Genomic DNA, 12,590 nt, shown 5'->3' on the forward strand with positions numbered 1-12,590 from the left:
ACAAAAGAGAGAATTATGACCGATATTGCACAAAGTCTCTCCCGTGAGGCGCACGCGCATGAAAAGGAACTTCGGGCAGAGCATGCCGAATTGTTCGGAAACGCGCGTGCCTGGCGAAATCTGGCGATTTTAACCGGAGCTTTGATTGCTTCCGTCTGGTTCGCTTTCTACTGGCTCGATTTTTCGCTGCTGCGCATTCTCAATGGCCTCGGTCGCCTCGGCGATTTCACGCTTATGATGATGCCGCCATCGTCCGGTGGGCGTTTCAGCCTTTATGTGTGGTCGATGATGGAAACGCTGGCAATCGCCTATCTCGGCACATTGCTCGCGGCAATTCTTGCGTTCCCATTCGGCTTTCTGGCTGCCAAGAACATCATCCCGAATGTGTTCCTGCATTTTGGCATCCGCCGCTTCCTCGATACCATTCGTGGCGTCGATACGCTGATCTGGGCACTGATCTGGGTGTCGGTTGTGGGTCTCGGACCGTTTGCCGGTATTCTCGCAATTGCCTGCTCGGACTTCGGGGCATTTGGCAAGTTGTTCTCGGAAGCCATAGAAGGCGCTGACAAGAAGCCGGTCGAGGGCGTTGTCTCATCAGGCGGGAGCAAACTGCACGGCTATCGCTTCGGCGTGTTGCCGCAGGTTCTGCCGCTGATCGGCAGTCAGGTGCTTTACTTCTTTGAGTCAAACACCCGTTCGGCAACCATCATCGGTATCGTGGGAGCAGGCGGCATCGGCGCGCATCTGGCTGAGCAGATCAAGGTTCTCAATCTTCAGGACGTTTCCTTCCTGATCATTATGATCCTGATCGCTGTCGCTGTTATCGACTGGTTCTCGTCGAAGCTCCGTCACGCGATGATTGGCAAGAAAGCAATAAAATCAATGTAGTCGGCCAATGATTCGAAGGAGATTCTTCTGTTCAGCAGTTTTGAATTTGAATTCTTGCGCCATTCCCAAACGCCGCCTAGCAGCTGCATTTATATGCCTCAACAAGTCAAACCTTCCTAGCGTTATTGCCCTCTTCTGAAGGCACGCAAGAATACGATTATTTACAAAAGACGTATAAAGATCGACAAATGTAAAATACGTATATTGACATTTGTCGATCAATTGATGATTTTTGTCGTGCGTGGTGAAGGAGGATACCGTGCAGACGCTATTGAAAGTTGAGAACCTGAAAAAATCGTTCGGCGGTGTTGCGGCACTTCGCAATGGCCAGCTGGAATTGCGTGCAGGTTCCGTCCACGCGCTCTGTGGCGGCAATGGCGCCGGCAAATCCACATTCCTCTCCATTTTGATGGGCATCCAGCAGCGCGACGGCGGCACAATCTGGCTGCGGGGCAAGGAAGTTAAATATTCGACCCCTGCGGAAGCGCTTAAATCCGGCATCGCGATTATAGAGCAGGAGCTGAGCCCTGTTCCGCATATGAGTGTTGCAGAGAATATCTTTCTCGGTCGCGAACCTTCGACGCGATTTGGCGGTATTGATTTCAAGAAGATGAACAGTGAAGCGCAGGCGCTTCTGGATCGTCTGGAGTTTGATATTCGCGCGACTCAGGTGATGAGCCAGTTGTCGGTTGCACAGATGCAGCTCGTGGAAATCGCCAAGGCGTTCAGTCACAATGCCGATGTGATCTTCATGGATGAGCCGACATCGGCCATCGGTGAAAAGGAAGCGCAACATCTGTTCAAGGCGGTCGAGCGTCTCAAGGCTGAAGGCAAGGGCATTGTCTATGTCTCGCATCGTCTGTCCGAGATTTTCCAGATTGCAGATTCTTATACGGTTTTCCGCGACGGCGGTTATGTCGGTTCGGGCGCGTTGAGCGATATCGACCGTCCCGAACTGATCCGTCTCATCGTTGGGCGTGAGCTTGGCGAAGAATTCATCAAGACCAACGAGCCGACCGATCATATTGGCTTCGAGGTTTCCGATCTCTCCCTTCCTGGCAAGATCGAAGATATTTCCTTCTCGGTCCGCAAGGGTGAAATCTTTGGTATTTACGGCCTGATGGGTTCGGGTCGTTCCGAAATCTTCAACTGCATCTTCGGTCTCGACAAGGCAAGCAAGGGCGAGATCCGACTTGAGGGCCGTGCGCTCAAAGTGGGCAAGCCTGCTGATGCAATGGCTGAAGGCATTGCCTTTGTGACCGAAGACCGCAAGCTGACGGGGCTTAATCTCACAGACAGCGTGCGCGCCAATATCTGCCTTGCCAGTCTTCCTGAAATGAGCCCCGCATTTGCCATGCGGCAGCGCGAAGAAGCTGAAGCGAGTGCCAAGATGATCGCGCATTTCGGCATCAAGGCTGCACGCGACACGATGCCGGTTTCCGGTCTTTCGGGCGGCAACCAGCAGAAAGTTGTGCTGGGCAAATGGTTTCTACGCAACCCGCGACTGTTGTTGCTCGATGAGCCGACACGCGGTGTGGATGTGGGCGCGAAGCGGGAAATCTATCGCATCATCTGCGAATTCACTGCGTCAGGCGGAACCGTCGTGATGATTTCATCTGAAATCGACGAGGTTCTGGGCATGTCGGACCGCATCCTCGTGATGCGGCAGGGCAAGTCAGCGGGCGTTTATGACAGGGCCGACACTGACGCACAAAAGCTGGTGCATTTGTCCACCTGATAACGGACGTCACTCTGAACGCAAGATCGAGAATTAGGCCTGACACTGGCAGGCTGGGAGAGGCTGGAAAACGTGAGCAACAACGAAAACACACAATCGACCAGCTGGTTCGCTTCTGAAAAGCGCCGGTTGATCATTCAGGAATACGGCATTTTCCTGGCCTTCCTGCTTCTGGTCTTCATTCTGTCGGTGTCAAATCCATACTTCCTGACAACGGGTAATATTTCAAACGTTCTCCTTCAGACCTCGATCAACGGTGTCCTGGCAATCGGCATGACCTTTGTCATTCTGACGCGCGGCATCGACCTTTCTGTCGGCTCTGTTGCGGCACTTACAGGTATTGTTGCAGCCAGTCTTGCAACCACTTCAGCAACGGCTGGTGTTGCGGGGGGGCCTTATCCGGCAATCGTCGCCATAGCTGCCGGGCTTGCAGTTGGTTGTGCCTGCGGCGCACTGGTCGGCTGGATTGTTTCGCGTTTCTCGGTGCCTGCATTTGTTGCAACGCTCGGCATGCTGTCGGCTGCACGCGGCATGACGCTTATTTATGGTGGTGGTAAGCCTGTGCCTGCACTGATCCCGGATTTCCGCTGGATCGGCACCGCCAAAATCATGGGTATTCCAATGCCTGTCCTTATTCTGGCGATTGTCTTCATTGCCGCCTGGTGGGTTCTCACCCGCACGCGCTTTGGCCGTTATGTCTATGCTGTTGGCGGCAACCCCCATGCAGCAAAGACATCGGGTATCAATGTCACCCGCGTTCGCTTCTCTGTTTATGTCATCTCCGGTGCACTTTCCGGCCTTGCAGGCATGATGCTTGCTGCCCGCACCGGCTCCGCACTGCCACAGGCCGGTATTGCTTACGAACTCGATGCAATTGCCGCGGTTGTTATCGGCGGCACCAGTCTTGCAGGTGGTGTCGGTCGCGTAACCGGCACGTTGATTGGCGCGCTCATTATTGGCGTCATGAACAATGGTCTCGATCTGATGGGTATGGAATCTTACTACCAGCAGGTTCTCAAAGGCGCGTTGATCGTCGGTGCAGTCATGCTTGATCAGAAACGCAACCAGAGCGCCTGATAACCAGAATTTCTAATTGCCAGTTCATGGCGCAACCAAAGCCGCACATTCAATCATTGCGGATATTGTGGAGGAGAATACCAATGAAGAAACTGCTGATTGCCCTAGCATCGGCTACGGCTCTGCTCGCAGGCGCTGCAAATGCTCAGGAAAAGCTGAAGATTGGTGCAGCCCCTTACGGCTTGAATGCTGAATTCATGCAGATCTGGTCTGAAGCGCTGAAAGAACACCCAGCCGTGAAGAGCGGGGAAGTTTCGCTGACGGTTTTCGACGGTCGTTATGACGCGCTCGTTCAGCAGGAACAGTTCAATAACATGATCACACAGAAGTTTGACGCAATCATTTTTGCGCCTATCGATGTTGAAGCCGGCGCCACCGCCGTCCAGGCCGCGGTCGATGCAAATATTCCGGTTGTTGGTTCCAACACCCGTGTGAACTCCGATCTTCTGGCTGCCTATGTTGGTTCGGACGATGCGGTATCTGGATATATGGAAGCCAAAGCCGTTCTCGATAAGATTGGCTGCAAGGGTAATGTCGTCATCATCGAAGGCCCGATTGGTCAATCGGCGCAGGTTTCGCGACTCGAAGGCAACAAGAAAGCGCTTGCTGAATGCCCGGACGTCAAAGTTCTTGAACAGCAGACGGCAAATTGGTCGCGCGCTGAAGCACAGACACTGATGGAAAACTGGCTGACTTCACATAAGGGTGAAATCAACGGCGTAATCGGCCAGAACGACGAAATGGCTCTTGGCGCAATTGAAGCCATCAAGTCGGCAGGTCTCAAGGTTGATGACTTTGCTATCGCGGGTATAGACGGTGTGACCGATGCACTTAACGCAGTTAAGGCTGGCACCATGACTTCGATCCTGCAGGATGCACGCGCTCAGGCGCAGGGTGCAATGGACCTCGCAATCTTCCATGCGAAGAAGGGCGACTACAAGCCAGAATCCGATATCTGGGCGCAGTATCCTGACATGCCGTTCAACGACGGTAAGGACAAGGAATACAATGTTCCTTGGACGCCAGTAACAGCCGACAATGTCGACAAGCTGCTCGAAGCACGCAAGTAATAGAGAACTGCGGGATGAGCCACCCCGGCTCATTCCGCAACCCAAACAGTCCGCTACCCTCAACACCGAGGATCAAACCATGTCCGACCAATCCCCTCAAATCGACCTGAACTTCCCGCTTAACGGTAAAGTTGCTCTGGTAACTGGTGCTGCTTCCGGTATTGGCGCGGCTGTTGCTGAAGCCTTCGCTGCCAAGGGTGCAAAGGTTGCTGTGCTTGATATTAATGCTGATCAGGCGCGTGCCAAGGCAGAAGCGCTTGGAGACGGTGCAAAGCCTTTCGTCTGCGACGTATCTGATCCGGCTTCGGTGAAGGCTGCGGTATCCGGCGTGGTCGAGGCATTCAGACAGATAGATATTGCTGTAAACAGCGCCGGCGTAGTTTTCCTCGCACCCGCCGAAGATCTGACCATTTCCGATTGGGATCGCACGATTGCAATCAACCTCAAGGGCAGTTTTCTCGTCACACAGGAAGTAGGCCGCGCGATGATCGCAGCAAATAAAGGCGGCAAGATTGTCAATCTCGCTTCGCAGGCCGGTACCGTGGCGATTGAAGATCATGTTGCTTATTGCGCATCGAAGTTCGGCGTCATCGGCATGTCGAAAACCTTTGCTGCGGAATGGGGTAAATACGGCATCACCGTCAACACGATCTCGCCAACGATTGTTCTCACGGAACTGGGCAAGAAGGCCTGGAGCGGCGAAAAGGGCGAAGCTGCGAAGAAGCGCATTCCAACTGGACGCTTCGCATTTCCGGAAGAAATTGCAGCTGCCGCAGTCTTTCTGGCGTCAAGCGGTGCGAACATGATAAATGGTGCCGACCTTCTGATTGATGGTGGCTACACAATTCTTTAACAAAGCGACCAGTTCTGACACGTCCTGACGATTGTTCGGGGCCGAAAATACGGCTTTAAAAATATAGAGCGGGAACTCATCTCTCGCCTTCGATAGGTGCAAAATGCAAAGATTTATCAATAACCCGGATGAAGTGGTCGAAGATACCGTCAAGGGTTTTATTAAGGCGCATAAAGATCTGGTTCGGCTTTCTACGGAAAACCCTCGCGTTGTTGTCGCTAAAGATGCACCTATCGAGGGGAAAGTTGGCGTTATTACCGGTGGTGGCTCGGGTCACGAGCCTGCCTTCATCGGCTATACCGGCAAGAACCTGCTTGATGCTGTTGCCGTTGGGGAACTGTTCTCCTCGCCGACTGCCAAGAGCTTCTACGATGCTGCGCGTGAAGCCAATGGTGGCAAGGGTGTCGTCTGCCTTTATGGCAACTATGCCGGTGACAACATGAACGTCAAAATGGCGATCAAGCTTGCTGCCAAGGCCGGTATTGAAGTTCTGACCGTCGTTGCCAACGATGATGTCTGTTCCGCTCCTGCGGATGAGCGCGAAAAGCGTCGCGGCGTTGCCGGCGAAATCTTCATGTGGAAGGTTGGCGGTGCAAAAGCTGCATCGGGTGCAAGCCTTCAGGAAGTACAGGCAACAGCACAGAAAGCCATCGACAATTGCCGTTCGATCGGCGTCGGCCTTGGCCCGTGTACGCTGCCAGCTGTTGGCCATCCGAACTTTGAGATCGAGCCGGGCACAATGGAAGTTGGCATCGGCCATCATGGCGAGCCGGGCGTTCGCGTCGAGCCGTTGAAGCGTGCTGACGAGGTTGCCAGGGACATGAGCAAGATTGTGCTCGACGATCACAATCTTCCTGAAGGCACTGAAGTTGCGGTTCTGGTTTCCGGACTTGGCGCGACACCGATCAATGAGCTTTATATCCTTAACGATACCATCGAGCAGGAAATAGCTGCACGCGGCCTCAAGATTTATCGCACCTATGTCGGCAACTACTTCACATCGCTCGAAATGGTCGGCGCAACCCTGACAGTTATGGCTTTGGATGATGAGCTGAAAGCTCTGCTGGACGTAGAAGCCCGCTGCACTGCGGTTTTGTAAGAAAGAAGCATATCATGCAGACATTCAAAAATGCCGGATCGGGTGAGATCGTTCTTTCGCTTGCAGACCGGATTATCGAAAATAAAGCTTACTTAAGCGAAATCGATGGCAAGATCGGCGATGGCGACCACGGTGTGAACATGGCCAAGGGTTTCGGCCTTGCAGCCGAACGACTGCGCGGCAAGGACGTAACCCTTACTGAAGGTCTTGATACGCTCGGAACCGTTCTGTTGACCGAAATTGGTGGCTCGATGGGGCCGCTTTATGGTGTGATGTTCAACGAATTCGCAGAAAAGCTGGAAGGCGTTGACGATATTGACGCGAGCGCTTTCAGCGCCATGCTTCATGCAGGACTAGAAGGCATTCAGTCGATCGGTTCGGCAAAGCTTGGTGACAAGACGCTGCTCGACACGCTGATCCCTGCAATCAACGCTTTTGACGAAGCAAACGGCAAGGGGCAGTCTTTTGCTGAAAGTCTGGACGCTTTGTCGGTGGCCGCTGAAGCCGGTCGCGACTCCACACTTAATCTCGTGGCGAAGATCGGTCGCGCAAGCCGTCTCGGTGAGCGTTCGCTGGGCGTCCTTGATGCAGGTGCAACATCGTGCGCACTGATTCTGACTGACCTTGCAGCACAGGCAAAGAGCCGTTTGAAGTAAGGCTTACTGTCTGGATTTTGAGTTTGGCGTCTGAAAACTGTGTGGGTTCACATGTTCAGGCGCCAAATTCGTTTCATTATGTTGCAATTGCGTTTGAACGCTTTCATGTTTGCTGCGCAGGAGAGAGGCAACAGAAAATCGCATGACGCTCAAGCCCAACACAACGCGCAAGGTCGGCAAGCCAAAGGCCGTTGCAAGCGAGAATTCGATCACGATTCCCATGCGTTATGGCGATGATCCCTATGTCTGGGCCTGCTGGCTTTATTACGAAGACGGCCTGACGCAGAGCGAGATTGCCGATGTGATGGGCATTTCGCGCGCAACCGTGAACAGCTATTTGGCCGAAGCACGCGATAAGGGTATCGTCAATATCTCTCTCGAGGCTGGACGACTGGAATCCCTGTCTGTGGCTCAGGAGTTGAAGCGTCATTTCGGCCTGACCGACTGCTTTATCATTCCGCATGATGACAATGCCCGTCCGCTGATTGATCGGCTCGGCGTTGCGGGCGCACATGCGCTTAACAAGATTCTCAAATCCGGCGATACGCTTGCGGTTGCCTGGGGACGGACGGTGCTGTCGGTCGGCGAGCAGACCGCCATCGGTTCCTTGCAAGACATGACTGTCGTGCAGGCGACGGGCGGCACCACGGCGTCGTTCCCCTATACGCCTGAACGTTGTGCAGCAGCGCTTGCAGAAGCTGTCTCGGCACGCTGCGTGAACATTGTGGCGCCTGCCGTGGTGCGTTCGCAGCAGACGCGGGATGTGTTGCTCGAAGAGCCTTTGCTTCAGGAACAGTTTGCCACCCTTGAAAATGCCAATCGCATTCTTTTCGGTGTTTCGTCGCTGCGGTCCAATTCCACCATTCACACCAGCGGTTTTTTTGAATCGGTTTCCCTGCAGCAATATCTAGCAGCCGGTGCTGTCGGAGTTGTGGCAGGCCGTTTCATAGATGAGCGTGGGAAGCCGGTCGCAGGCCCTCTTGATGAGCGGACAATTGGCATTTCGCTCGATAAGTTGCGGCAGATTCATACCCGCATTGCGGTCGCAGGCGGTTTCGACAAGGTGCCAGCACTTCTGGCAGCGCTGCGCGGTGGTTTCATCAATGTGCTGGTGACGGATGCTGCGACCGGGCTCGGTATTTTGCGCGCCGATGGTGTCATTGATCTTGACGCGCGTCTTTCGCAGAAGCCCAAGACCAATCAGATGCCAGCAGCCTTTCGCGTGCGGGTAAAAAAGCTCCTCAACAATCCCAACGAAGTAGTTGAGGAAATGCTGGATGGTATTGTTCGGGCTCATGGTAAATTCCTGCAGCCAATTGGTGGATCCAACCGGACCTTGGTTGCACGCGATGGTCCGCGCGCCGGCAAGGTTGGGCTGGTCATTGGCGGCGGTGCCGGTCATGAGCCATGCTTTGTGGGCTATGTGGGCAAGGGACTGGCAGACGCTGTTGCTGTCGGCAATGTCTTCTCATCACCTCCACCCGATCCGATTGTGCAATGCGCGCTTGCGGCCTCCAGCGGCGAGGGCGTTCTTTTCGTCTACGGCAATTATGCCGGCGACGTCATGAACTTCGAGATGGCGGCTGAAATGGCCGAGGAAAAGGGCGTCAGGATCAAGACCGTTCTGACCACCGACGATATCGCCTCATCGCCAATCGACGACAAGGACGGACGCCGCGGCGTTGCAGGCAATTTCTTTGTCTTTAAAGTAGCAGGGGCTGCCTGCGACAAGGGGTTGTCGCTTGATGCCTGCGAGATCGTTACTCGCAAGGCCAATTCGCGGACTTATACAATCGGTGTAGCCCTTGAGCCGGGCTCATTGCCGCAAACCGGTCGGCATAATTTTGAAATTGGTCCCGAGGACATGGAAATCGGTGTTGGCATTCACGGTGAGCCGGGTGTATCGCGTGATCGCATTCGTCAGGCCGATGAAATCGTTGATGGTATCATGGACCGGATTTTCAACGAAATGAAGACCGTGCCGGGTGATCGCGTGGCTGTGCTGGTGAATTCATTCGGAGCGACACCGCTGATGGAACTTTATGTGCTCTATCGGCGTGTGGCGCAGCGACTAGCAGCCAAGAATATTCACATTGAGGCCAACTGGATCGGACATTATTGCACGTCCCTGGATATGGTTGGAGCGTCGATATCGGTCATGCATCTTGATCACGAGCTGTCGGACCTGTTGCTGCATCCGTGTGAAACAGCGAGCCTCAAAATCAGCTAAAGCCTGTGTTTGAGTCCTATCGTTTCACTGTGCCTGAAAGTAAATTAGCATACTCTTTATGACGAGCGACGCCCGTTGCAGTTATAAGGCTTGAGGAGGAAATCCATGTCGGAAACCGCGGCTCGTCGTCTAGCCCATATGTTTGATGCTGTTTCTGCATCGCTTGAACTGGAAAGTGACCGACTGTCCGAACTCGACGGCGCAATCGGCGACGGCGATCATGGAACGACAATGGCTCTGGGCTTTCAGGCTGTGCGCAGCGAATTGTCGAAGCTCAATCTCGATGAAGCCGATATTTCGACGGTTCTCAATACCGCGGCAACCGCATTCATTAATGCGGTCGGTGCATCGACCGGGCCGCTCTATGCCACCGGTTTCCGTCGCGCGGCGCAGGCAACCGCAGGACTTAACGATCTCGATCTCAGCACTTGCGCGATCATCATTGAGGCCATTGGTGTTGGCATTGGTGAGCGAGGCCGTGGACAGCGTGGCGACAAGACTATGCTTGATGCCTGGCTGCCTGCTGCCGAAGCCGCGCATCTGGCGGCGAATGAAAATCAAAGCGCGGGCGAATTCTGGGAAAAGGTTGTGTCAGCCGCCACAGCCGGTGCCAACACGACCCGATCCATGATAGCAACCAAGGGGCGTGCCGCGCGTCTTCGTGAACGCTCGCTTGGCCACATCGATCCGGGGGCTGCATCGGCGATCATCATTTTGCAGGCAATGACGGTTCTTTCGCGAAGTGATCAAACGAGTATCTCATAGTAATATGCTCTGTTGGCATTGATAATCACCCACGTATCGACATCGAGTTATTGCTTTCTACATGTGCATGGTTCATAGCCGCCAGTAAATAAACGGCCAGGCCTCATGCCGATATGAGCTGGCATATCGAGTATATTTTGAACACACAACGAACGGGCCATCGCAATTGTTGCTTCTGCGCAAATTGCAGCATCTTGCGCAGCGTTGTGATGTTTGAAACTCAAACCAAGATGATTAGCCAACACATTTAATTTATGTGAAGGCAGGTTTGGCCAAATCTTTTGAGCGATTTTGACGGAGCAGAGATACTGAAATTCAGGGTAGTTTTCGCCATACTGATCGAGAGACGCACGCCAGACACTGAAATCAAACGAAGCATTATGCGCAATCATTGTTGCGCCTTGAAAATCATTTGCGAATTCACTCATGACTTCCGGAAATTCAGCCGCACCTTCAACATGTTCAGGACGAATGCCGTGAATAGCAATGTTAAAAGAAGAAAAGCGCATCTCTTTGGGACGGATTAATCGCTCGGCTACGCGAGTTACATGGCCATTCTCAATCCATGCGAATCCAACCGAACAGGCGCTCCCCCGCTGTTCATTTGCGGTTTCAAAGTCAACTGCAATGATTTTCAAAACTTGCTCCAGCTATTGACTTTGTTCTTTAACGCCACGTTCTAAAATTGGCAAATGGCGTGTGGAAAAGTTACCCCAAGTGCATCATGCCGTTGATGAGGTTATCTGATTAAGCAGTTCCCTGTAAAAGTGTAGCAAAAACTTCGGTTGGCGTCTTAAATCCTAGATACTTCCGCGGCGTTGCATTGAGATTGTGGGCGAGGGCGGTCAACTGAGCATGGCTAACCCGCGCCAGATTCATATTACTGGGTAAATAGCGCCGGATCCGCTTATCGGTGTTATTAATCGCACCTTTTTGCCATGGTGGGTTTGGATCACAAAACCAGCTCCTTGCCCCATTCCACCCTCTATGGCTAACTTCATGAATTCATTGGCATGTTATGCTTAAAAGTAGAATGTACCCCCTGTGAGGTCAGGCTGAAGCGCGACTTTTCGGTTTGAGTTTACGCAAAACGATGTCTGTTTGCGAAGAGTTTCTGCCGAAAGACTTCTGCAGGTGTTTTGTACCCCAAACATTTGCGCGGTGTATTGTTGAGGCGATGACAGATGAATGCGAGGTCGCGATCACTGAGGGTGAGCGGATTAAAGTCTCGGGGAAGCCAGCGTCTTGTGCGCCTATTGGAGTTCTCAACAGTGCCTTTCTGCCAGGGTGACTGCGGATCACAGAACCATGTTTGAGACCCTATCCCATTCTGCAGATAGGACCATTCTGTAAACTCGGTACCACGATCAAAAGTTATCGATCGGCGGGCCATTTGGGGCAGGGGCTGGAGTACCCTAATCACCCCATCCATAACCGGCCTTGACTGACGATCATTGTTGCGTAGCAACACCGTAAAGCGGCTCACCCGCTCAACCAGAGACGTCACATTGGCCTTGCCAAACCTCTTGCGAAACTGGATTAGGTCGCATTCCCAGTGTCCGAACTGCTTGCGTCTGGCGACCATGTCTGGACGATAAAGAATGCTCAATTCCGGTGGAAAGCGGCGTCCTTGATGACGTCGGGCATGACGTGGGCGTCGTTTGGCACGGCGTTCGGGCAGATATTTCCAAAGCTCTTTTTTTCGACCGTCGGTGGAATACACAAACTGATAGATCGTTTCATGACTGACAGAAACGGGATGCCGCTCCAACCGCATTCTCCCGGCAATCTGTTGCGGTGACCACCCATCGCTGATGTGCTGGATCACGGACTGCCGGAGCTGATCATAACGAATAAGTTTTCGTTGCTTCGAGCGACGCTCACGGCATTTCTGGTCAGCAATCGTACAATAATAGCCGTTTAAATCCTTGATCTCGTCATCGTTAAACTGATTGCGTTTCAGTTCACGAAAAATCGTCGAGCGATGCCTTCCAAGCTTCTCAGCAATAACGTCAACGGAAAGCTTTGCAGTGCGCCAGCGTGCTATTCTGCGACGTTCATCCAAATCAATATGCGAATAGGTACGGTCCATGACAGGTTCCTTGCATTGGATAACTCTTTGTTATCATTTGCAAGTCGCACTTCAAGTTAGAACCCACCCCCGTTATAGGAATTAATCGCATAAGATGGATTATGGAACATTATATGAATAAA

General features: G+C 53.0%; 11 protein-coding genes. 9 read left to right on the plus strand and 2 right to left on the minus strand.

Annotated features, from left to right (window positions below; all coding sequences use genetic code 11):
* The first annotated feature begins 15 nt into the window (after positions 1-15).
* The 9 genes from phnE (at position 16) to dhaL (H5024_RS19520) (ending at position 10,376) form a co-directional block, all read left to right on the plus strand.
* Positions 16-888, plus strand: a complete 873-nt coding sequence (gene phnE, locus H5024_RS19480) for a phosphonate ABC transporter, permease protein PhnE (protein WP_187548864.1) — start codon at positions 16-18, stop codon at positions 886-888.
* A 259-nt stretch (positions 889-1,147) separates the two neighbouring features.
* Positions 1,148-2,626: a sugar ABC transporter ATP-binding protein gene (locus H5024_RS19485; RefSeq protein WP_187548865.1), complete on the plus strand. Its 1,479-nt coding sequence runs from the start codon at positions 1,148-1,150 to the stop codon at positions 2,624-2,626.
* A gap of 72 nt (positions 2,627-2,698) precedes the next feature.
* The gene (locus H5024_RS19490) at positions 2,699-3,703 is read left to right on the plus strand and encodes an ABC transporter permease (protein WP_187548866.1); all 1,005 of its coding nucleotides are present in this window, start codon (positions 2,699-2,701) and stop codon (positions 3,701-3,703) included.
* Positions 3,704-3,786: 83 nt separating this feature from the next.
* Positions 3,787-4,773: a substrate-binding domain-containing protein gene (locus H5024_RS19495; protein WP_187548867.1), complete on the plus strand. Its 987-nt coding sequence runs from the start codon at positions 3,787-3,789 to the stop codon at positions 4,771-4,773.
* Positions 4,774-4,852: 79 nt separating this feature from the next.
* Positions 4,853-5,626 (plus strand): SDR family oxidoreductase, encoded by a 774-nt coding sequence (locus H5024_RS19500; RefSeq protein WP_187548868.1) that lies wholly within the window; start codon positions 4,853-4,855, stop codon positions 5,624-5,626.
* 103 nt (positions 5,627-5,729) lie between these two features.
* On the plus strand, positions 5,730-6,725 hold the full coding sequence (locus tag H5024_RS19505) for a dihydroxyacetone kinase subunit DhaK (RefSeq protein ID WP_187548869.1): 996 nt from the start codon (positions 5,730-5,732) through the stop codon (positions 6,723-6,725).
* Between the two features lie 14 nt (positions 6,726-6,739).
* On the plus strand, positions 6,740-7,381 hold the full coding sequence (gene dhaL, locus H5024_RS19510; RefSeq protein ID WP_187548870.1) for a dihydroxyacetone kinase subunit DhaL: 642 nt from the start codon (positions 6,740-6,742) through the stop codon (positions 7,379-7,381).
* A 142-nt stretch (positions 7,382-7,523) separates the two neighbouring features.
* Complete coding sequence (locus H5024_RS19515) at positions 7,524-9,611, plus strand: bifunctional sugar-binding transcriptional regulator/dihydroxyacetone kinase subunit DhaK (protein WP_187548871.1); 2,088 nt, start codon at positions 7,524-7,526, stop codon at positions 9,609-9,611.
* A gap of 105 nt (positions 9,612-9,716) precedes the next feature.
* Positions 9,717-10,376, plus strand: a complete 660-nt coding sequence (gene dhaL, locus H5024_RS19520; protein WP_187548872.1) for a dihydroxyacetone kinase subunit DhaL — start codon at positions 9,717-9,719, stop codon at positions 10,374-10,376.
* 47 nt (positions 10,377-10,423) lie between these two features.
* On the opposite strand, the gene H5024_RS19525 is transcribed toward dhaL (H5024_RS19520), so the two are convergent.
* Positions 10,424-11,014: a 3'-5' exonuclease gene (locus tag H5024_RS19525; protein WP_187548873.1), complete on the minus strand. Its 591-nt coding sequence runs from the start codon at positions 11,012-11,014 to the stop codon at positions 10,424-10,426.
* 443 nt (positions 11,015-11,457) lie between these two features.
* Positions 11,458-12,468 (minus strand): IS30 family transposase, encoded by a 1,011-nt coding sequence (locus H5024_RS19530; RefSeq protein ID WP_187548072.1) that lies wholly within the window; start codon positions 12,466-12,468, stop codon positions 11,458-11,460.
* Positions 12,469-12,590: the final 122 nt, after the last annotated feature.

It is taken from the genome of Ochrobactrum sp. Marseille-Q0166, from assembly GCF_014397025.1.
Classification (GTDB): domain Bacteria; phylum Pseudomonadota; class Alphaproteobacteria; order Rhizobiales; family Rhizobiaceae; genus Brucella.

Coding starts and splice junctions, on each gene's coding strand:
- phnE (WP_187548864.1), top strand. CDS start 16: ATGACCGATATTGCACAAAGTCTCTCCCGTGAGGCGCACGCGCATGAA.
- H5024_RS19495 (WP_187548867.1), top strand. CDS start 3,787: ATGAAGAAACTGCTGATTGCCCTAGCATCGGCTACGGCTCTGCTCGCA.
- H5024_RS19500 (WP_187548868.1), top strand. CDS start 4,853: ATGTCCGACCAATCCCCTCAAATCGACCTGAACTTCCCGCTTAACGGT.
- H5024_RS19505 (WP_187548869.1), top strand. CDS start 5,730: ATGCAAAGATTTATCAATAACCCGGATGAAGTGGTCGAAGATACCGTC.
- dhaL (WP_187548870.1), top strand. CDS start 6,740: ATGCAGACATTCAAAAATGCCGGATCGGGTGAGATCGTTCTTTCGCTT.
- H5024_RS19515 (WP_187548871.1), top strand. CDS start 7,524: ATGACGCTCAAGCCCAACACAACGCGCAAGGTCGGCAAGCCAAAGGCC.
- dhaL (WP_187548872.1), top strand. CDS start 9,717: ATGTCGGAAACCGCGGCTCGTCGTCTAGCCCATATGTTTGATGCTGTT.
- H5024_RS19530 (WP_187548072.1), bottom strand. CDS start 12,468: ATGGACCGTACCTATTCGCATATTGATTTGGATGAACGTCGCAGAATA.